The sequence below is a fragment of the Streptomyces sp. NPDC001157 genome (assembly GCF_053598255.1).
On the sequence record NZ_JBSFJW010000024.1, the window covers coordinates 34,349 to 53,662 of the forward strand.

The 19,314-nt window shown below is 71.8% G+C and carries 18 protein-coding genes and 2 pseudogenes; 13 read left to right on the forward strand and 7 right to left on the reverse strand.

Annotated features, from left to right (window positions below):
* Positions 1-18: 18 nt before the first annotated feature.
* Positions 19-207: an MmyB family transcriptional regulator gene (locus ACWDAG_RS32255; RefSeq protein ID WP_450699073.1), complete on the reverse strand. Its 189-nt coding sequence runs from the start codon at positions 205-207 to the stop codon at positions 19-21.
* Between the two features lie 453 nt (positions 208-660).
* Between ACWDAG_RS32255 and ACWDAG_RS32260 the strand changes: the two are divergent.
* A pseudogene (locus ACWDAG_RS32260) lies at positions 661-950 on the forward strand (DNA-binding protein); the annotation flags it as partial.
* Between the two features lie 527 nt (positions 951-1,477).
* On the opposite strand, the pseudogene ACWDAG_RS32265 reads toward ACWDAG_RS32260, so the two are convergent.
* Positions 1,478-1,689: pseudogene (locus ACWDAG_RS32265) on the reverse strand (hypothetical protein); the annotation flags it as partial.
* A 100-nt stretch (positions 1,690-1,789) separates the two neighbouring features.
* Between ACWDAG_RS32265 and ACWDAG_RS32270 the strand changes: the two are divergent.
* The 3 genes from ACWDAG_RS32270 to ACWDAG_RS32280 all read left to right on the forward strand — a co-directional run bounded on the left by ACWDAG_RS32270 (position 1,790) and on the right by ACWDAG_RS32280 (position 3,546).
* A complete protein-coding gene (locus tag ACWDAG_RS32270) occupies positions 1,790-2,068 on the forward strand; it encodes a hypothetical protein (RefSeq protein WP_450699074.1) in 279 nt (92 codons plus the stop codon).
* Complete coding sequence (locus ACWDAG_RS32275; protein WP_450699075.1) at positions 2,065-2,457, forward strand: type II toxin-antitoxin system VapC family toxin; 393 nt, start codon at positions 2,065-2,067, stop codon at positions 2,455-2,457. The genes ACWDAG_RS32270 and ACWDAG_RS32275 overlap by 4 nt, the downstream gene beginning before the upstream one ends.
* A 543-nt stretch (positions 2,458-3,000) precedes the next feature.
* On the forward strand, positions 3,001-3,546 hold the full coding sequence (locus tag ACWDAG_RS32280; protein WP_450699076.1) for a TetR family transcriptional regulator: 546 nt from the start codon (positions 3,001-3,003) through the stop codon (positions 3,544-3,546).
* A 40-nt stretch (positions 3,547-3,586) separates the two neighbouring features.
* Here the strand turns inward: ACWDAG_RS32280 and ACWDAG_RS32285 are convergent, their stop codons facing one another.
* The 3 genes from ACWDAG_RS32285 to ACWDAG_RS32295 form a co-directional block, all read right to left on the reverse strand.
* Entirely contained in the window at positions 3,587-4,282 is a 696-nt protein-coding gene (locus ACWDAG_RS32285; protein ID WP_450699077.1) for an HAD family hydrolase, read from the reverse strand.
* Positions 4,275-5,447 carry an acyl-CoA dehydrogenase family protein gene (locus tag ACWDAG_RS32290; RefSeq protein WP_450699078.1) on the reverse strand — a complete coding sequence of 391 codons (1,173 nt, stop codon included), beginning with the start codon at positions 5,445-5,447 and terminating at the stop codon, positions 4,275-4,277. The genes ACWDAG_RS32285 and ACWDAG_RS32290 overlap by 8 nt, the downstream gene beginning before the upstream one ends.
* A gap of 218 nt (positions 5,448-5,665) precedes the next feature.
* The gene (locus ACWDAG_RS32295; RefSeq protein WP_450699079.1) at positions 5,666-6,733 is read right to left on the reverse strand and encodes a ScbA/BarX family gamma-butyrolactone biosynthesis protein; all 1,068 of its coding nucleotides are present in this window, start codon (positions 6,731-6,733) and stop codon (positions 5,666-5,668) included.
* Positions 6,734-6,841: 108 nt separating this feature from the next.
* Between ACWDAG_RS32295 and ACWDAG_RS32300 the strand changes: the two genes are divergently transcribed.
* The gene (locus ACWDAG_RS32300) at positions 6,842-7,507 is read left to right on the forward strand and encodes a ScbR family autoregulator-binding transcription factor (protein WP_450699080.1); all 666 of its coding nucleotides are present in this window, start codon (positions 6,842-6,844) and stop codon (positions 7,505-7,507) included.
* A 45-nt stretch (positions 7,508-7,552) separates the two neighbouring features.
* Here the strand turns inward: ACWDAG_RS32300 and ACWDAG_RS32305 are convergent, their stop codons facing one another.
* Positions 7,553-11,164, reverse strand: a complete 3,612-nt coding sequence (locus tag ACWDAG_RS32305) for a BTAD domain-containing putative transcriptional regulator (protein ID WP_450699081.1) — start codon at positions 11,162-11,164, stop codon at positions 7,553-7,555.
* A gap of 199 nt (positions 11,165-11,363) precedes the next feature.
* On the opposite strand from ACWDAG_RS32305, the gene ACWDAG_RS32310 reads away from it, so the two are divergent.
* The 6 genes from ACWDAG_RS32310 to ACWDAG_RS32335 all read left to right on the forward strand — a co-directional run bounded on the left by ACWDAG_RS32310 (position 11,364) and on the right by ACWDAG_RS32335 (position 16,901).
* Positions 11,364-11,906: an SDR family oxidoreductase gene (locus ACWDAG_RS32310; RefSeq protein WP_450699082.1), complete on the forward strand. Its 543-nt coding sequence runs from the start codon at positions 11,364-11,366 to the stop codon at positions 11,904-11,906.
* 80 nt (positions 11,907-11,986) lie between these two features.
* Positions 11,987-13,231: an MFS transporter gene (locus tag ACWDAG_RS32315; RefSeq protein ID WP_450699083.1), complete on the forward strand. Its 1,245-nt coding sequence runs from the start codon at positions 11,987-11,989 to the stop codon at positions 13,229-13,231.
* A gap of 129 nt (positions 13,232-13,360) precedes the next feature.
* Positions 13,361-13,807 (forward strand): MerR family transcriptional regulator, encoded by a 447-nt coding sequence (locus ACWDAG_RS32320; RefSeq protein WP_450699084.1) that lies wholly within the window; start codon positions 13,361-13,363, stop codon positions 13,805-13,807.
* A gap of 48 nt (positions 13,808-13,855) precedes the next feature.
* Positions 13,856-14,662: an alpha/beta fold hydrolase gene (locus tag ACWDAG_RS32325; protein ID WP_450699085.1), complete on the forward strand. Its 807-nt coding sequence runs from the start codon at positions 13,856-13,858 to the stop codon at positions 14,660-14,662.
* A 337-nt stretch (positions 14,663-14,999) separates the two neighbouring features.
* Entirely contained in the window at positions 15,000-16,202 is a 1,203-nt protein-coding gene (locus tag ACWDAG_RS32330) for an IS701 family transposase (RefSeq protein ID WP_450699086.1), read from the forward strand.
* 45 nt (positions 16,203-16,247) lie between these two features.
* Complete coding sequence (locus ACWDAG_RS32335; protein ID WP_450699087.1) at positions 16,248-16,901, forward strand: response regulator transcription factor; 654 nt, start codon at positions 16,248-16,250, stop codon at positions 16,899-16,901.
* Positions 16,902-16,951: 50 nt separating this feature from the next.
* On the opposite strand, the gene ACWDAG_RS32340 is transcribed toward ACWDAG_RS32335, so the two are convergent.
* The gene (locus tag ACWDAG_RS32340; RefSeq protein ID WP_450699088.1) at positions 16,952-17,704 is read right to left on the reverse strand and encodes a maleate cis-trans isomerase family protein; all 753 of its coding nucleotides are present in this window, start codon (positions 17,702-17,704) and stop codon (positions 16,952-16,954) included.
* Positions 17,705-17,938: 234 nt separating this feature from the next.
* Between ACWDAG_RS32340 and ACWDAG_RS32345 the strand changes: the two genes are divergently transcribed.
* Positions 17,939-19,072 (forward strand): isopropylmalate synthase, encoded by a 1,134-nt coding sequence (locus tag ACWDAG_RS32345; protein WP_450699187.1) that lies wholly within the window; start codon positions 17,939-17,941, stop codon positions 19,070-19,072.
* A 56-nt stretch (positions 19,073-19,128) separates the two neighbouring features.
* A complete protein-coding gene (locus tag ACWDAG_RS32350) occupies positions 19,129-19,314 on the forward strand; it encodes a lysine biosynthesis protein LysW (RefSeq protein WP_450699089.1) in 186 nt (61 codons plus the stop codon).

The window sequence follows — 19,314 nt, forward strand, 5'->3', positions numbered from 1 at the left end:
CGCGTACGCCTGCCGCTCTCAGTGACGGTGGACGGAGTTCAGATCCACCGTCAGGAGCTGCAGCGCCGCCTCGTGCGGCGAGTCGGGTTCCGCGTGGTAGATCTTCAGGATGTTGCCGTCCTGGAGATCTGCGGACTGGTACATCAACTCCAGCTCGCCCACCACCGGGTGGCGGAAGAGCTTGGTGCCCTCGATGCAGTTGGCCACCCGCTGCCGGTCATACTCCGCGCCGGTCCGTACTCCGTGCCGGTCTCGGCGTAGACCCCACTGCCGACGTTCACCCGGGCGACCCCGTGCGCCGGCAGGGACGCGAGGTCGACCCTCGATAGCGAGTTGCCGCCGTGCACGACCAGAGCGCGGCCGGTGCCCTCCAGGACGCCGGTGAGGGCCTGAACGAGCCCGTGGTCGATCGCCGCGTAACGGTGCTCACGCGCGGGATCGGTGGCGAAGACCTCGCTGAGGCCGCACGTACCCATGTAGGTCCAGGCGGCTTCTCCGCCTACGTGGCCGAGCCCCTTGAGCAGCGTGTGGCCATGGACAACTTCGCGAGATCGTCACCGACTTCGAGACCGACCACGACCCGCTGTCTCGGGAAGAGATCGAAGCGGCACGCGCCGTTCTGCGCCATGATCAGCGCGACTCGGGCGGCGCCGCAGCCTGATGCCCGGCACGCTCCTCCTCGACAGCGAGGGCCTGCCCACGCTCTACCTCAAGGACCACACCGCCCCGGCCCTCGTCCCAGCGGCCTCGGAAGAAGACATCCGAGTGGCCACGACCGCCATGACCCCGCCCGCATCCGGTGGGTACTCTCCCGGATCGACGTCCGCGACGTCACCAAGAGCGTCACCGACCAAGCGGCAACACTGTTGCGCCACCACCACCTCAGCGGCCATGAGCACGCCATCGGCGCCGTCCTCGCGGCCACTGCACGCTCGACACCAGGACCAGCTCACGCATGACGCTGCGCAAGCCCCCGACCGCGCTCGACAATCAGCCAACGGAACACAAAAAGCCCAGGTCACAAGGTATGTGACCTGGGCTTTTCCAGAGCCGCCTTCGGGATTCGAACCCGAGACCTACGCATTACGAGGTCGTGAGAGATCGTGACGAGCTGTGCCACGCAATCGCATCAGATCCAGTTTTCGCAGATCAGAGCACTGATCGCGGTCCGGCTGCTCGTACGCCGTGTTGCACCGTCCACAGGCGTCCGCGCTCCCCTTGCCCTCCCCGCCCCTTGGGCAAGGCGATGAACCGGCCTACTAGCTCGGTGGCGACACCATGGTCGCACGGCTTGTCGAGGTCCCACACACGAGACCGATCACCCTCATCCGTGGTCTCCCCGCCCACACGCCTCACGCAGACGAGCACAGCGGCACACACAGCAGGAGCAACAGCTCGACGAAAGGCACCCTCCTTCCACCTCGCGCGCGACAGCCGCCGTCTCGTCGACGCCAGCCGGCTCCGGTACGTCAATGTGGAGCAGCTTGAGCAGGTCAGCGGTGACAACCCGGTAGGCGTTGCCGAGACGCAGACCGTGCACGGATACCGGCCACGCTTGGCAAGGTCGTACCCCGTGGTACGACTGAGGGACAGCGCACGATTCGCCGTCTCCAAGTCCACGGCCGCGGGCAGCGCGAGCAGTTCCTCGCGCGTCAGCCCACGGCTCGCATCGTCGCGCTTGGTGATCACAGAAGATCTGTACCCCGCGAGTCAATCCGCCACCTGCCTCCAAGCCCCACCGTCGCAGAATCACCCCACCCAATAACAAGAGTTTTGTTAATGTGGCTCCATGGCCACTACCCCCGATCCCGCTCCTGGAGAAGGTCCCGTCCGCCCGGTCTCCGTCTCCCTCCACGAAGGCACCATCGCGGCCCTCAAGGCGCGTACCGGTAAGCGGGGCATGTCCGCCTACGTCGAAGCCCTCATCCAGCGACAGCTAGAGCGCGACCGGCTGCGCGAACTCATCGAGGACGCCGAAGCCGAACATGGATCCGTCGACCAGGCCGCGGTCGAGGCCAAGCGAGCCATCCTGCGCGGTGACGCAACCGGCTCGGCGGACGCCGCGTGAGCGGCACCCTCGTCCTCGACTGTGAGGGCCTGTCCAAACTCGTACGCCGCACACCGGAACTCACCGAATGGCTGGCCGCGGCCGAAGCCGAGGACATCCGCGTCATCACCAGCTCCGTCACCCTCGTCGAAGCCCGCGACCCCAAGACGAACCAGGCCCGCTTCGACTACGCCGTCTCCCGCGTCAACATCATCCCGCCCACCGAAGCCATCGCCCGCCACGCCAGCAAACTCCTCGCCGCAGCCGGCCTGCACGGCCACAAATACGCACTTGACGCGATCGTCGCCGCCACCGCGATGGCCTCCCCCTCCCCCGTGACCGTCCTGACCTCGGACCCCGAGGACCTCCTGATGCTGTGCGGCCCTGGCATCCGTGTAATCAAAATCTGACACATTGCGATGCCGGGCCAACCTGAGTTCGGCAGAGATCCTGCCGGTGTGTGTCATACGGTCGCATCAGATCCTGTTTTCGCAGATCAGAGCACCCATCACGGTCCCGCTGCCGGTATGCCGTGTTAGGCCGTCCACAGGCATCCGCGCTCCCCTCGCGCTCCCCGCATCGCACATACGAGACGGCCGCCATCACCCGCAGGCTCCTCGCCCACATCCCCCACATCGACGTGCGACAGCGCGCGACACCGTCCAAGGCCGTTCATCCCAGCGGTTCCTGGGGGCAGTCGCCTGCTGTTCAGAGCAGGGACGCCTGAACGCGGATCCGCCGCTCGCGATCTCCCCACCCCCGGCCCGGCGTTCGAGGCACTCGCCGATCCCGCCACAGACCCACGGCCATGAGAGCCGCATCCCCTCCCAGGCTTGTAAGCGCTGCGCCAACAGGAAAAGATTCGTCAGCGACTGTTATTGCGAGCGACTGGGCGACCACGGAGGGGAATCATGGCGAAACAGGAGAGGGCTTCGCGGACTCATGAGCGATTCTTGGACGCGTCGGCCGACGAGTTCTCGCGCCATGGCTACGCAGGCGCCAATCTCCAGCGCATCGCGGCCCATGTCGGCATGACCAAGGGTGCGTTGTACGCCCACTTCCCCTCCAAGGACGCCCTCGCCGCTGTGTTCACCTCGGCGTTCGACCGGGTGGGGCAGGAACTGATTCAAGAGATCGGTGAGGGTGACCCGCCGCTCACGAACCTGCGCCGTGTCACGGTCGGCTTCGTACGCCGGATGCAGTCGGACCTCCGGTTCCGCGCCGGGATCCGGCTCGCGTTCGACGAGGGCTGCACCCAGGGACGCGTACCCACCGTCATCAGCGATCTTTCGGCCACTCTCACCCGGCTCATCAGCGACGCCCAGGAGAAGCGGGAACTGACCACCCGGCAGCGCCCGGAGCTGATCAGCTCGCTGGTCGTGGCCCTGATGTTCGGGATGTGCTACACGGCACCGGTGACCGGGCTCGGTGACGGCGTCGAACAGGTTCGCCAGATCTGGCAGTTGCTGTCCTCGAACGACGGGGAGCACGGCACCTGACCGCCGGCCGGCGGCAGCCGGCGCGCGGGACCCGCGTGGTTCAGACCGGCCCGCGGCCCGGCAGGACACGCGCGTCGGGGATCCGCGCCAGCAGCTCCGGGCTGCCGCCGACGACGACGGGGTGCCCGACCTCGGTGAGCATCGGCAGGTCCGAGGCGTGGTCGCCGTATCCGTAGCAGTCGGACAGGCTGATGTGCGGGTAGCACTCGGCCAGGTCCCGCACCGCTCTTCGCTTCCCCTCCCCGATGCAGGGCTCGCCGACCACGGCTCCGGTGAGGACGCCGTCGCGCACCTCGGGGCGGGTGCACAGCACATGGCGGGCGCCGAGATCGGCCGCGACGGGATCCACCACCGCGGGCAGGGAACCCGACACCAGCACGACATGGTCCCCGGCGTCGCGGTGCTCGCGCAGCGCCGCGCGCACCGCGGGAACGTAGAAGCCCGGTGTGCCACTGCGCCCGGCGAACCATCTGGCACCCCAGTCCGTCACCGCATCCAGCCGTTCGCCCCGCCATGCCTCGTAGTAGGCCCGGTTTCCCACCTCCCGCGGGGCACCGGCGGCCACCAGGGCGGCGATACGACGCCGCGTCCCCGCCGCGTGCCGGGCCCCCTCGGCCCCGTGCCGCCCGGCGAAGTAGAAGTCCAGAAAGTCGAAGAGGCTCTTGCCACTGAGCAGGGTCTCGTCGACATCACTGAACACCAGCCGCCGGGGCACCGGCCCGGAAGCCTCAGGCATCGCCGCCCCCTCGGCCATCGAGGGAACGCGCGTAGGCCTCCGCGGCCGGCTCCAGGCGCAGCGCGCCGTGCGAGGCGACGGTCAGGACGTCCGACCAGTACCGGTGCAACTCGCCTTCCGCATCGCGCAGGTGTGCCCCGCCCGTGCGGAAGAGCCGGTCGACGGCCGTGGAGAGCCAGTCCACCGCGAGGGCGGCGTCGCGTCGGTTGGCCGCTGTCCCCGCCTCGGTGATCGCCCCGGCGTCCGCCCGGTCCGCCGCCGTACGCAGCATCAGTTCGGCCGCCTCGATCTCCGCGGCCGAGCGGGCGAGGCGTTCTCGCACCGACGCGCGGTCCAGGGGCCGTACGCCGTCGGGCGTGGCCGAGCGGGCCCAGCGGGTCCAGACGGTCAGGGCGCGGCGGGCGGCGCCCAGCGCGGGGGCGCAGAACATGAGGCCGCCCGCGAGATGGGCGGGTGCGGCGTGGCAGCGGGGCACGTCCTGCCCGGCGTCGCCGGCGAGGAGCGCGGCGAGGGGGAGCGTGCGGCCGTCGGGCACCACGGTCGCGTCGAGGACGACGGTGTTGCTGCCGGTGGCGCGCAACCCCGTGGCGTTCCACGTGTCGCGTACGGTCACCCGGCGGGCGGGGACGGCGAAGACCCGTACCGGCCGCCCCGGTTCATCGGTCTCCGGCGCGGCGAGCAGCACCCAGTGGGCGTGGCCGACGCCGCTGGCCAGATCCCACTCGCCTTGGAGGAGCCACCCTCCGGACACCCTGGACGCGTGTCCCGACGGGGGCATGAGGGCGGCGGCGATCCGGACGTCGGGGCCCTCGGCCCAGAGCTCCTTCTGCCCCTCCTCCGGCAGCAGCGCCGCGAACCGCCCGTGCGCCGCCCACAGGACGGCGCACCACGCGGCCGAGGCGCACCCCTCCCCCACCGCGGCGGCCGCACGGAACACCTCGGCGAACGTCCCCTCGCCGCCGCCCCAGCGCCGTGGGACGAAATGCCGCGCGAAGCCCGCGTCCGCGAGCGCGGTGACCGTCCCGTCCGTCAGCCGCCGTTCGCGCAGCGCCTCGCGGGCGTTGCGACGTGCCGTGTCCGACGCCCGTCGGACCGCATCGGGTTCGAGCCCCTCGGACGGTCGGGCCGGTTTGGCTCGAACTTGCCGTATGTCGGCGTCAGTCACGGCGCCCCTCCCTCGATCCCGCCCGGCATGGGCCGTTGAGGGCGCGCCGACGATACGCAAAGGCGCGACGGACCCTTCGGATTTCCGCCATACTCCAGTACGATTCCTTCTCGACGGTATGTAAGGGTTGCGCCGACCATGCCCGAGGCAGCAAGAGGAGGCGGGGCATGGACTGTTGTTGTGTGCCCGTGCGCGAGGGCAGCGTCGGCCCTCACGAACTAGGCACAGGGCACGGGCAGACCGACAGGCCGGTCGGCCGCCGCGGCGAGCCGCGCCGGAGCCCACACCGAAGCACAGCTGGCGACCACGGTGTCACCCTGGAGCGCGTCGAGGCGCAGCCGGCGCCCGGCCCCCGCCTCCGCGCCCGTCGCATCCACGGCCTTCGGATCCACCGCCGCATTCTCGCGTACGACGAGTCGGGTGGGCACGTCGAGTTCCGCGAAGGCCAGACAGTCGACGGCCGCCGACACCAGGGTGAGTGCCGGTCCGCCGGGCCGCTGTGTCGCCTCATGGGCCATCAGGTGGCCCAGCTGACGGAACCCCTCGAGCAGCACCATCAGCGGCAGATGATCCGTGGGGTGGTCGAACAGGATGGCGTGATCGAGGTTCGGCCGCAGCAGCCACTCGTCGGCCGACGAACCACGCGCCAGCACACTGTCCTTGTCACGCAGCCGACCGACCAGACCCGGCTCCACCCGCCCGTACGACTCCTCGGCCGCGGCGGACACGGGCTCCGCCCGGCCGATCAGCCCGCGGACGATCCGGTAGCTTCGCTCGTCGAGCGCCACCACCCGCAGGCTGCCCCGGCCACAGCGCCGGCCACCGACGGAGAGCGTGACCTCCAGCCGCGCGCCGTAACGACGCGGCGGGCGGCGGTCGGTCCACTGCCAGCGTGCCTCCAGCTCCACCGGTATCGGCCGGCCGCCCACGCACAGCGCGCTCGGGTCGGTGATCTCGAAGTCCATGTCGTACCCCACGAAACGGTGGCCGAGCGGGACTTCGTAGTGCCAGTGGGCGAGGTAGACGAGCGCCTGCCTGATCGTCTCGGCGAACAGCAGGGGGTCGCTTCTGCGCTGGGCGTCGGGGTGGTAGAGCGCGTGGTCACGCGGCCACTGGCTGCCGACCAGGAAGTGGTCGTCGCCGAGCACCACCGCGTCGGTGACGAAGACCTCCGCGACAGCGGCCCGGTGCACGAGCCGGCGGGCCACGGTCCGTTCGAAGTCGAGTCCCGGATCCGCGCGGACGGGGCGGTCGGGATCCTCTCGCCGAAGCCGGCGCTGATACATCGTCTCTCCCCCTAGAGCTCGGGGCAGGCCGACACAGCCTGTCCCCAGGTCGCCAAATATACCTTCGAGCAGGTTTCTTCAAAAGAGTGTAAAGGGATCACCATGGGAATGGCCGGTGAAGCCTTCGGTGCTCAACTCCCGCCTCGCAACAGGGAGCTGAAGCAGGAGCGCGCGGTACGGACGAGGAAGGGCATACTCACGGCCGCCGCCCAGGCGTTCGCCGCCAAGGGCTATCCGGCGGTCACCATCCTGGACGTGGCCGAGGCGGCCGGGATGACCAAGGGCGCCGTCTACTTCCACTACGAGAACAAGGACGCCCTCGCTCTCGCGGTGACCGAGCAGTTCTACGGCCGGATCGGCGAGCTCGCCGAGTCCGTGGAGGAGTTGGCGCTCCCGCCTCTGGCCTCCGTCGCCGAACTGCTGCTGCGGACGGCCACGGCGTTCCGGGACGAGACGGTCATCCAGGCCGGAGCGCGGCTGCAGCTCGAGCGCCAGTTGGTCGGCCTGCGGCTCCCGCTGCCGTACCAGGCGTACACCGAGCTGATCACATCGTGGCTGGCCAGGGATCGTGAAGCGGGCGCGGCGGACGACCGGCCGGCGCCCGAGACCCTCGCCAGCGTCCTGGTCTCGGCCTTCTTCGGCGCCCAGCACATCTCGTGGGTGCTCGCGGACCGGGCGGACCTGGTGGAGCGCACCACCGACCTGGTGCGGACGATCATTCCGTCGGCGGAGAAGGACATGGGGCGATGCCCGTCCGCGCCGCGACGGAAGTGAGGACCAGCAGGACCCGAACCGGTGGGCCGGTTCCCAACCGACCTCTCACTCAGCCCAGTTGAGGGTGGTACGCGCCCGGCGCACCGCTTCCTCCGCGGTGAGCCGCGCCCCGCGCTCGAACGCCTCCGTGAAGGCCGGCCCACCCAGAGCCGCCTGTGCGGCCGCCGTGACACGGTCGACGTCACCGCGCTCGGCGGGCGGCAGCGGGGCGCCCACCTCCCGGCGGGCCGCGTCCGCCGCCCCGAGCAGCAGCGCGGCGCACTCGGCGGCAGGCGCGCACCCCCGCAGTGCCGCCGCGCCCGCGAGCCCCTCCAGGGACAGGGCGAGCGCGCGCGGCTCACCGAGGGAGCGGGCGACGTCCAGTCCGCGCAGGTGATGGCGGACGCACTGGTCGGTGTCACCGCGGAGTTCGGCGATGAAGCCGAGTTCGGCCAGGAGCAGATGGTCGCCCGCCTCCGAGGAGACGTCGGCGAAGCCGTCGCGGATGTGCAGCAGGTGGGCCTCCGCGGCGTCGAGGTCGCCGGAGCGGCGCGCGCCGAGGGCGAGGCCCATCTCCGAGTGGATCTCGCCGTACTTGTAGCCCTGTTCGGCGGCGATACGGCGGGCCTGCTCATGCAGGCTGCGTGCCTGCTCCCACTCGCCGGCGAGCAGCTCGAGCCGGCCGAGCCCGGACAGCCGCGCCGACACCTCGGCCTCCAGGCCCAGTTCCCGCGCCAGCCGCAGCCCCTCCCGCTGCAGGCGGGCCGCCTCGCCGTACTCGCCCTTGATCTCGGCGAGCGCGGCGAGCGGTGACACCGTCTGCAACTCGCCCCAGCGGTCGCCCACTTCGCCGAAGAGCTCGGCGCTGCGCCGTCCGTCCCGGCCGAGCGCGTCGAGGTCGCCGCGGACCAGGGCGAGCGTGGCGCGCAGGCCGAGGGCGGCGGCGGTGCCCCACTGTTCGCCCGCGCGGCCGAAGAGGTCGAGGGCCCGCGCGTTCAGCTCGGCGCTCGCGGCCACGTCGCCCGCGCTGAACAGTCCGTACGCACACAGCCAGAGGGCACGGGCCCGGCGTACCGGGTCGCGGACGGCGTCGGCCGCCGCCGTGGTCGCCTGCTCGGCGTGGTCGCCGGTGAGGAGCGCGAACGCGGCGTGCAGCAGCGCGAGTTCGGGGGCGCCCGCAGCGGCGGTCAGGACGGCCGACAGGCTTCGGCGCGCCTCGGTGAGCCGACCGCGCAGCAGCCACCACCAGGACAGGGCGGTGGCCAGCCGTACGGCCTCGTCGGCCCGCCCGGCGGCGGCACGGCGCACCGCCTCGTCCAGCGCGGCCCGCAGATTGCCGGCTTCCGCGTCCAGGCGGGCGAGCCAGGAACGCTGGCCCGCGCAGCGCAGGCGGGACTCGGCGCGTTCGGCGAGCGCGAGGTAGTGGCGCAGATGGCGATCGCGTACGGCGGTGAGGTCCTGCATCTCGTCCAGCCGCTCCGTGGCGTACGCGGCGACGGACTCCAGCAGCCGGTAGCGGGGCCCGACGGGGCCCTCGACGACGACCACGAAGGACCGGTCGACGAGCCGTGTCACAAGGTCGAGCACCTCCTCGCGGGCCACGCCGTCGCCCGCGCACACCGCTTCGGCGGCGGCCAGGTCGCAGCCGTCGCTGTGCACGGCGAGGCGGCGCAGCACGATGCGTTCGGGTGCGCTGAGCAGTTCCCAGCTCCAGTCGATCATCGCCCGCAGGGTCTGCTGCCGGGCGGGCGCGCCCCGCTGCCCGGCGGTCAGGATCCGGAACCGGTCGCCGAGCCGGGCCGCCAGCTCCTGCACTCCCAGGGCACGTACCCGGGTCGCGGCCAGCTCCAGGGCGAGCGGAATGCCGTCCAGCCGACGGCAGATCTCGGCGACGGCGGCACGGTCCGCCGGGTCGGCGGCGTCCGGGTCGCCGGGGAAGCCGGGGGCGGACGCGGCGGCCCGCTCGGTGAACAGCCGCACGGCGTCGTCGTTGTTCAGCGGCTCCACGAGGAACACGGCCTCGCCCGCCAGACCGAGCGGCTCCTGGCTGGTCACCAGGGCCCGCAGTCCGGGGGCGGTACGCAGCAGCAGTTCGGTGAGTTCGGCGGCGGCGTCGACGACGTGCTCGCAGTTGTCCAGGACGAGCAGGGTACGGCGGTCCCGCAGGACGGCGGCGAGGCGGTGGGCCGGGGAGGGGGACGGCGCTCCGGTGCCCGGCAGCGCGGACGGGGCGTCGTCACGGATGCCCAGGGCGGAGGCCACGACCTGCGCGAGGTCGGCGGCGGTACCGGCCCGGACACCGGAGAACTCCACGAGCCAGACCCCGTCGGGCAGTTCCTCCCCCGCCACCGAGCCGGCCGCGGCCACGGCAAGCCGCGTCTTGCCGACACCACCGGGTCCCGTGAGGGTCACCAGCCGGGCGGAGCGGAGGAGTGGGGAGAGCCGGATCAGGGTGTCGGTGCGGCCGATGAGCGGGGTGAGGGGGGCGGGGAGGTTCGAGTGGGGGGTCCTGGCGGGGGGAGCCGGGAGTACCGGGGCGGGGGTGACCGGGACGGTGCCGGACGCGGGAACTGACGTGCCGTGAGGCGCCGTGGCCGCGTCGGGGGGCGTCCCGAAGGGGGCCGGGGTGGTGCTGGGGGCGGGCACTGACGTGCCAGGGGGCGCCTGGGCGGGCTCGGAAGGCGTCCCAAAGTGGGCCAGGGTGGTGCCGGACGCGGGCACTGACGTGCCAGGGGGCGCCTGGGCGGGCTCGGAAGGCGTCCCAAAGGTGGCCGGGGCGGGGCCGGACGCCGCCGCTGACGTGCCAGGGGACGCCTCGGGACGCGTCCCGAAGGTGGCCGGGGCGGCGCCGGGTGCGGTCGCTGACGTGCGGGGGGTCATGGGAGCCGTATCGGGTGCCGCTGCGGTCGGATGCGTCGGCGGCAGCGTGGTGAACGTCTGGCCCAGGGCCGGGTCCTGGCGCAGCATCGCCTGGTGGAGGGCGGCGAGGGCGGGGCTGGGGTCCACGCCGAGTTCTTCGGCGAGGTGGGCGCGCAGGGCCTCGTACGAGGCGAGGGCCTCGCTCTGGCGGCCGGCCAGGTAGAGCGCCCGTATATGGAGGGCGCGCAGGCGTTCCCGCAGGGGGTGCCGGGCCACCAGGTCGGCCAGTTCACCGGCGAGCAGGACGTGGTCCCCCGTCTCCAGGCGGGCCTCGGCCTGCTCCTCCAGGACGGACAGCCGCTGCTCGGCGAGGCGCCGCGCCGCCCCCCGTACGAACTCCTCGTCCGCGAAGTCGGCATAGGCCGGCCCCCGCCACAGGTCGAGGGCCTCGGTGAGCAGCGCCGCCCTGACGCGGGGGTCGCGCACGGGGCGGGCCTCGGCGACGAGGGCGTGGAAGCGGTCGGCGTCCACCTCGTCGGCCGTGGGGTCGAGGCGCAGACGGTAGCCCGGAGCCTGCCGTACCACGCGCTCCCGGCCGAGCACCCGGCGCAGCTGGGAGACCTTGGCCTGGAGCGCGCCGCTCGGCTTGCCCGGCGGTGCGTCGCCCCACAGGTCGTGGACGAGGCGATCGGCGGAGACCGGCTTCCCGTCGTGCGCGAGCAGATCCGCGAGCAGGGCCCGGACCTTGAGTTCGGGGACCGTGACCGTCTCCCCCTCGTCGTCCCACACCACAAGTGGCCCGAGCACCCCAAACCGCATGCGAGCAACCGTACAGGCCCGCGGGCGGCGGGCCGGGTCCGGGCGTGAACCGCCGGGACGGGCCGGACGGCCCGGGCGGTCGACCGTCAGCGAACCGTCAGCGGCCCCGAAGTCCCTCCGAAGCGCCGGCGCGCACAGTCGTTGCCGTCGGGTGCCGCGGTGCGTCCGGCAGCGGCGCCATGAGGAGGGAGCGGCAGACATGGCCAGGTACGCGGGCAGGAGGGCCGTGGTCGTCGGGCAGGCCACCGGGATCGGGCTGGCCATCGCCAAGCGGCTCGTGGAGGGCGGCGCGCAGGTGCTGCTGACCGCGCGTACCGCGCAGGAACGCAGCCACGCGGGCGTCGAGCTGGGCTCCGCGGCCCGCGTGGTCGCCCCGGACGCCGTCGAGGCCGCTCTCGGGCCGGCCGGCGGCCTCGACCTCGTGTTCGCCGACGCCGTACCGACGGCGCGTCCGCTGCTGCCGTACCTCGTGGACCACGGCGCGGTCGTGCTCACCGCTCCCGCCCCGACCCCGGCCTCCGTGCGCGCGCTCGCCGCCGAGCTCGTCGCCCGCGGCATCCGTGTGAACGCGGTGGCCCCGAGCTGTATCGAGGCGCCGGCCGGCGGCGCGGCTTCGCTGCCTCCGCTGGGCCGGCTCGGCTCCGCCGAGGAGGTGGCGCGTGCCGCGCTCTTCCTCGCCACCGACGCCACGTTCACGACGGGCGCCCGACTCCCGGTCGACGGCGGCCTCGGCCACCCCTAGCCGGCCGTCCCGAACGGCCCACGGCCGACGGCGCCCGGCGCGCCACCCACCCCGTCCCCGAAAGATCCGGAGATCACCACATGAGCACCTCACCAGACACCACGACCGCCCCAGGAAAGGACAGCCGGGCCGCGCCCGATGCCAAGGGCACGAGCGAGGAGCGGCAGAAGCTTCCGCTGTTCGCCCTGCTGGCCCTCGCCACGGCGGTCTTCATCACCAGCCTCACCGAGACGCTCCCGGCGGGCCTGCTCCCCGCGATGAGCGACGACCTGCATGTGAGCGAGTCGGCGACCGGCCAGACGGTGACGATCTACGCGATCGGCACCGCCCTCACCGCGATCCCGCTGACCGCGGCCACCTCGGCGTGGCGGCGCAAGGTGCTGCTGCTGACCGCCATGGCGGGCTTCGCCGTGGCCAACACCGTCACGGCCGTGTCGTCGGTCTACGGCCTGACGATGGTGGCGCGGTTCGTCGCGGGTGTCGCCGCCGGCCTGGCCTGGGCGCTGCTCGCCGGGTACGCGCGGCGCATGGCCCCCGTGCCGTTGCAGGGCAAGGCGATCGCCGTCGCCATGGCGGGCATTCCGGTGGCGCTCTCGCTCGGCGTGCCGGCCGGCACGTTCCTCGGCGAGACGCTCAGCTGGCGCACGGCGTTCCTGGCGATGACGGCGCTCACCGTCGTCCTGCTGCTGTGGATCGTCGCCGCCGTGCCGGACTACCCGGGTCAGGAGCGCGGTGAGCGCCCGAAGATGCTGGGCGCGCTGCGGGTCCCGGGTGTGGCCCCGGTGCTGTTCGTCACGCTGGTCTTCGTCCTGGCGCACACCATCCTGTACGCGTACGTCGCCACGTTCCTGGAGGACCTGGGCATGGGCGGCAGCACCGACCTGGTGCTGCTGGTGTTCGGTGCCGCGTCGCTGGCCAGCATCTGGATCGTGGGTGCCCAGATCCACCGCCGGCTGCGCGCGCTGACCATCGCGAGCGCCCTGCTGGTCGCCGTGTCCGCGGCGCTGCTGGCGGTGCTGTCCGACAACACGGCCCTGGTGTACGTCGCCGCCCTGCTGTGGGGCCTCGGCTGGGGCGGTGTGCCCACGCTGCTGCAGACCGCCGCGGGCGACGCCGGCGGGGACTCCGCCGACGCGGCCCAGGCGATGCTCGTCACGCTGTGGAACGTCGCCATGGCGGGCGGCGGCATCATCGGCGGCATCCTGCTCGACGCGCTCGGCAGCGACTCCTTCCCGTGGACCATGCTGCTGCTCCTGCTGCCGGTGCTCGGAGTCGTCGTCCTCGCCCGCAGCCACGGCTTCCCCGCGAAGCGGCCCGGCGCGTAAGCCGGCGCCCGGCCCTCGAACGTCCCTCCGCCCCGGGGGAGTTCGGGGGCCGTTCGGGTGCCGCCCCCTCAAGGTCCGGGTGCCGCACCGCTCAGATCCGGGTGGCGCCCCGGTCAGAAAGGAACTCCCATGCGCATCGGTGAACTGTCGGAGCGCACCAACACCTCCCGCAGGCTGCTGCGGTACTACGAGGAGCAGGGCCTGCTCTTCTCCGAGCGTTCCCCGAACGGGTACCGCTCCTACGACGAGCGGTACGTGGACCGGGTGCTGCAGATCCGCGGTCTGCTGGACGCCGGTCTGCCCACCCGCATCATCCGGCAGATCCTGCCGTGTCTGCACCAGCCCCGTGTCATCCATTTCCCCGACGCGTCACCGGAGATCATCGCCGCTCTGGAGCGTCAGCGTGACCGTATGACGGAACGCATCCGCTCCCTGATCCGCGACCGCGACGCGATGGCCGAGTACATCGACGCCGTACGCGCGCACCGGCACCGTCCAGAACCGGCGAACCAGGATCCCGCCCTCGCCGAACACCCCTGCCCGGCCCGTCGCGCGGCACCCCCGACCGCCGCCTGACCTGTGGGCTTGACCCTCACACCAGTGTCACCGTTGGAGCGTGGACCCATGACTGAACAACTGCTCCACCACGTCGAGTTCGGCGCGGGCACCCCCGTTCTGCTGCTGCACGGATACACCATCGACCACCGGCTTCTGCTGCCCCTCGACCCGGTCTTCGCCGAGCGGGACGGCTGGCGTCGGCTGTACGTCGACCTGCCGGGCTCCGGGCGCTCCGCGCGGCTGTCCGGCCCGGTCACGGCCGAGGCCATGGGCGAGGCGGTGCTGCGGTTCGTCGACAAGGTCATCGGCGACGAGCCCTTCGCCGTCGTGGGGATCTCCTACGGCGGTCAGCTCGCCCGGCATGTCGTCGCCGAGCGCGGCGCGCAGGTCCTCGGTACGGCCCTCATCGCGCCGCTGGTCAAGCCGAGCGGCGAGCGGGTGCTGCCGGAGCGCGAGGTGCTCACCCGTGACGAGGCGCTGCTGGCGTCCCTCGACCCGGCGGACCGCGAGGTGTTCGCCTCGATCGCCGTGCACCAGGACGAGACCGGCTGGAACGCGTTCCGCGACCATGTGCTGCCGGGGATCCGCGCCCATCACCGCGAGGACGCGGCCGCGCTGCTGAAGGCGTACATGCTGACCGAGACCCCGGAGGCACGGTTCGGCACGCACGCCGGGCCGCATCTGCTGGTGACGGGGCGGCAGGACCATCTGGTGGGCTGGCGGGACCAGTTGGAGCTGCTGGAGCACTATCCGCGTATGACGTACGCGGCGGTGGACGGCGCCGGTCACAACGTCCACCTCGACCGGCCCGCTGTCGTCCAGAGCCTGTTGGGCGACTGGCTGGACACCCTGGCGGCCGACGCGAGCCGCTGACCCGCCCTCGACGCCACGCGTCGACGGGCCCCTGAACGGCCGCCGAAGGTACATCCCCCGGCCTTCGGCGGCCACCGCCGCGTTGTTCACGAACTGTTGACGTCCCGGACGGGCCGTCCTACCGCGCCCCAAGTCACCCTCTGCGCATGCCGGTTGCCGCCTGTGTGCCTTCCGTCACATCCACCGGGCCGCTCTTCTCCCTGGTCAGCACGCGAAGTCGCGAAGTAGCCGATCAGCCCGTGAATTTTTCCTTCGAGACGGTATTTTTGTGCCCGCGAGGATGCTCCGTACACCTATCTGGGTGTGAGCGATCTACGACAAGGGGGCGTGACGTCAGATGTCGTCAGGAGAGATACGAGCGGCCGACACACATGAGGGGGCAGACGGACAGACGTTCCTCGAGGAGATCTTCCAGCCGCTTCACCGGGCGGAACAACGCCGTTGGGCCCGGACGTATCTGCGGGGCCTGCTGCACGTCACCGGCCGCAAGACCCCGCGGCGGATGGCACGGGCCGAGGCACTGCCCCCGGCCGCGGCACAGGGTCTGCACCAGTTCATCAACGCGAGCCCCTGGGACTGGGAGCCGGTCCGCCGCAGGCTCGCCCTGCGGGTCGCCGCGAGCAGCACGCCGTACGCCTGGACCGTCGCCGAACTCATCATCCCCAAGCGCGGCGAGCACTCGGTCGGCGTGCACCGCCGCCTGGATCCCGTGACCGGACTCACCGTCAACTGCCAGCGTGCGATCGGACTCTTCCTGGCCGCGGGCAGCCACTGCTTCCCCGTGGACTGGAGCCTGGTGCTGGACGAGGCCTGGGGCCGGGACCTGCGGCGCAGACTCCGGGCACGCGTCCCGGAGGCCGAGACCGCGCGCCCGGTCGGCGGTCATGTCCTCGACCTCGCCGCGGGGGTCGTCGCCCAGCCGCGGCTGCCGGATGTGCCCTGGGTGCTCGATCTGACGCGGTGCGACGACGCGACCGGCGTACTGGCGGGGCTCGCCCGGCTGCGGCTCGACATCGTCTGTGAGGTCGACCCGGGCCAGGTGGTGTTCTCCAGGGACCGCTTCCCCACGGTGATCACCGTCGGCGAGCTGATGGAGGGCCGGTACGCCCGTCAGCAGCAGGCGATCACACGGCAGGCCGCGGACGGCTCGACCGTGGCGATCCCGATCCACACCTACGCCGGGACGGTCCGCCTGCCGCGGCGCAGCACCGGCCGGAACGACGGCTCGGTCAGCTACCGCGTCCTTCAGCGGCCCTTCACGGACGGACGCCGGCCCGCCCGGTACTGGATCACCAGCCTCACGGACCGGTCCGTGGAGGACGTCATGGCGTCGGTGCGTGCCCGCGCCGCCGTCGGGACCGCCGTCGCCGTGCTGCAGGAGCGCTTCGGCGTGCTGGACTTCGAGGGCCGTTCCTTCCCCGGCTGGCACCACCACATGACCATGGCCTCGGCCGCGTACGCCTTCCGGCATCTCCCCGACCGGCCGTCCCTCGCACCCCTGGCCCCGGCGCCCGCCGTACCGGCCGAAGCCGCGAGCTGACGCGGCGCGAAGAGGAAGGCACCCCACGTGAGCAACGTACTCGTGGTGGAGCAGGACGCCTCCACCGCCGAAGCCATGGTGCGCGATCTGCGGCGGCAGGGACACATCGCTCTCAGCGTCGACACGGGCGCGCGGGCACTGCGCCTGTACCGCGACGCCGATCTGGTCCTGCTCTCCCTGGAACTGCCCGACATCGACGGTCTGGAAGTGTGCCAGTCCTTACGGGCCGAGAGCGATATTCCCATGATCGCCTTCACCCGTCTCGACGAGGAACTCGAACGGGTCCTCGCCCTCAGGGCGGGCGCGGACGACTGTGTCGCGAAAAGCTGGGGATTCCGGGAAATAGGCGCCCGCATCGAGGCAGTCTTACGCCGCGCCCGACCTCGCCCGGCCATTTCCGAGACCATTTCCCTGCGCCCGCTCCACATCGATCCCCGTACCCGGGAAGTGCGTTTGCGCGACCGGCTCGTCGACGTCACGTCGAAGGAATTCGAGCTGCTTTACACCCTGGCCGCCAATCCGGAGAACGTGGTGTCCCGGAAGGAGTTGATGGCGAAGGTCTGGGGCAGCAACTGGTCGCACACCAGCCGCACCATCGACACGCATGTGAGCAGTCTGCGGGCGAAACTGGGATCCAGCGGATGGATCATCACGGTCCGCGGTGTCGGCTACCGCATGGGCCACGCGGGCCGCAGCTGACCGAGCCCCCGAGGGCCCCGGCGGTACGTCGCCCGGGGCCCTGCGCCGTGTCATGCCGCCTGCTCGTCCAGGCGCCGCAGCAGCGGATGGGCGGCACCGGTCACTTTGCCCACCGTGCGCCCGGCCCACCAGGCGGACGCCAGGTTCGAGGACAGCAGGGGGCGGTCGGCACCCTCGCGGGCGAGTTCCGTGAGGGCGGCGAGCGTGCCCATGCCGGTGCCGGTGAACAGCAGCGGGGCGTCCTCGGGGATCCGGCGCTCCCGTATGCGCCGGTGGATCTCACCCGTGCCGACCTGGTACGGGTCGTAGTGCTCGGTGCCGTCCGGGTTCCGCCCCGCCGGGACGAGGACGACGTCGTCGACCTTGAGGCCGGCCCGCTCCCAGAAGGCGCGGGAGGTGCCAGTGAGCCACGGCTGGTAGGGCGAGACCAGCGACAGCCGGGTCACGCCGAGTGCCTCGCACACCGCGAGGATCGCCTGCGTCGAGGACCGTACGGGATGGCCGACGCGCTCCGACAGTTCCTCGCACAGCGCGCGGTCGCCGTCCGGGTCCAGCAGGTAGTGCGAGGCACTGCAGGCCACCACGGACGCGTCGAGGCGCATGCCGCCGAAGTCACCGAGGGTGTCGGGCAGTACGCGGTTGTACGTCTCCAGCATGTCCCTGAGCGCCACTCCGGGAGTCACCGGGAAACGCGCGGTGTACACGTTCATCACGGCGCCCACCAGATGATTGAACTCCGGTTCCGCCGTGGGGTTCTCCGGTGGGACGACGACTCCGAGCCTGGGCAGTGAGAAAAGGTCCATGGCGGCACCGTAGGACGTACATCACGGCAACGGCAGATCTCCCCCCGCGAAATTACCCCGGCCGGACACCGCCCTTGCACTTCCTTTCCTGCCTGACACTTCTTGACACTCCCCCACACAGCCCTGACCTGAATCCTCTTGTCCCGACCGGGAGTTCGGGAGAGCGTATGAACCACGGCCTGCCGAACCCCTGAGGAGTGGAAGGCAATGACCACAGAAGAAATACCCGAGGAAATGCCGCCGCTGTCGGCGCCGCCCCATATCTCCGACGCGACCCTGCGGGATTCCGCGCACATGGCCGGCGTCGAGTTCGGCCCGAAGGACGCCGCCACGATCGCCCGGCTGCTGGTGCGGACCGGCGTCGACCTGGTCGAGGTCGGCATGGTGTCCGGGCCCGGCTCGAAGGACGCCGATCTCGTGCTCGCCACGCACGAGGCCGTCGGCCCCGAACGCAGCATGACCCTCGTCGTGGTGCGGGACCGTCAGCAGGTCGCGAAGGCCCTCGACGAGGCCGAGCGGCTGGGAGTGCGGCACATCATGTACTCCATCCCCACCTCGGAGCAGCACGCCAAGCTGAAGCTCGGCTCGCCCAGCCCCAGGTTCCTCCAGACGCTGGCCCGTTCGGCGATCACCCAGGCCAAGGCGCGGGGCTTCCACGTCACGTTCAGCGGCGAGGACGGCGCCCGCACCCCCAAGGAGCGGCTCGTCCCCTATGTCACCGCCGGCTTCGAGGCGGGGGCCGACCGGTTCCGGCTCGCGGAGACCGTCGCGTATCTGTCGCCCTGGCAGATGGAGGAGGTGATCGCCGGCCTCACCGCGATCGACGGCTCCGAGATCGAGATCCACTCGCACAACATGCTCGGCATGGCCGTCGCCAACTCCCTGGCCGCCGTGCGTGCGGGGGCGCGGTGGATCTCGGCGACCGTCGGCGGTATCGGCGAGCGCGGCGGCAACGCGCCGCTGGCCGAGCTGCTCACCTCGCTGCGCGTCATCCACGGCGACACCCGCTTCGACCTGACCCACCTCACCGAACTGTCACGGGTCGCGCTCAAGGGCGCGGGCCTCGGCGAGGCGTTCCAGTCGGGGCCGACCACCCCGCACGCCTTCGCGTACGAACTGCCGGGTCAGCTGAACCATCCGGAGGCCTACGAGACGCTGCCCGCCGAACTCGTCGGCAACAGCCGCGAGCTGCGGGTCCGCAGCCGCCTCACCACCGCGCTCGTCAAGTGGGCGCTCGACGGCTCGGGCGTCTTCGTCGACGTCGACGCGTTCACGCCGTGGCTCGTGCGGCGCCAGGAGCTCGGCGGGGCCCCGCTGCTCGACCGGGACGCCATCCGCAAGGCCGCCATCGACTTCCAGGCCGCCTGACCACACCTTCTCCCCTTTTCCCTACGAATTCCCCTGAGGAAACAAGGAGTTCACCCATGCCCACCGCCACCCTCAACGGCGTCTGCCCCGAGTGCGAGACCGACCTGACCGTGCCGCCGATCGAGCGCGGCGAGACCCTCTCGTGCCCCGAGTGCATGCTCACGCTGCGCGTCGAAGGCGTCCAGGACGGCCGGCTGACCCTGCAGATGGTCGAGGTGCAGCTGCGCGACTGGGGGCAGTGA

Coding starts and splice junctions, on each gene's coding strand:
- ACWDAG_RS32270 (WP_450699074.1), top strand. CDS start 1,790: ATGGCCACTACCCCCGATCCCGCTCCTGGAGAAGGTCCCGTCCGCCCG.
- ACWDAG_RS32285 (WP_450699077.1), bottom strand. CDS start 4,282: ATGCCTGAGGCTTCCGGGCCGGTGCCCCGGCGGCTGGTGTTCAGTGAT.
- ACWDAG_RS32295 (WP_450699079.1), bottom strand. CDS start 6,733: ATGTATCAGCGCCGGCTTCGGCGAGAGGATCCCGACCGCCCCGTCCGC.
- ACWDAG_RS32300 (WP_450699080.1), top strand. CDS start 6,842: ATGGCCGGTGAAGCCTTCGGTGCTCAACTCCCGCCTCGCAACAGGGAG.
- ACWDAG_RS32305 (WP_450699081.1), bottom strand. CDS start 11,164: ATGCGGTTTGGGGTGCTCGGGCCACTTGTGGTGTGGGACGACGAGGGG.
- ACWDAG_RS32310 (WP_450699082.1), top strand. CDS start 11,364: ATGGCCAGGTACGCGGGCAGGAGGGCCGTGGTCGTCGGGCAGGCCACC.
- ACWDAG_RS32315 (WP_450699083.1), top strand. CDS start 11,987: ATGAGCACCTCACCAGACACCACGACCGCCCCAGGAAAGGACAGCCGG.
- ACWDAG_RS32320 (WP_450699084.1), top strand. CDS start 13,361: ATGCGCATCGGTGAACTGTCGGAGCGCACCAACACCTCCCGCAGGCTG.
- ACWDAG_RS32325 (WP_450699085.1), top strand. CDS start 13,856: ATGACTGAACAACTGCTCCACCACGTCGAGTTCGGCGCGGGCACCCCC.
- ACWDAG_RS32330 (WP_450699086.1), top strand. CDS start 15,000: ATGTCGTCAGGAGAGATACGAGCGGCCGACACACATGAGGGGGCAGAC.
- ACWDAG_RS32340 (WP_450699088.1), bottom strand. CDS start 17,704: ATGGACCTTTTCTCACTGCCCAGGCTCGGAGTCGTCGTCCCACCGGAG.
- ACWDAG_RS32345 (WP_450699187.1), top strand. CDS start 17,939: ATGCCGCCGCTGTCGGCGCCGCCCCATATCTCCGACGCGACCCTGCGG.
- ACWDAG_RS32350 (WP_450699089.1), top strand. CDS start 19,129: ATGCCCACCGCCACCCTCAACGGCGTCTGCCCCGAGTGCGAGACCGAC.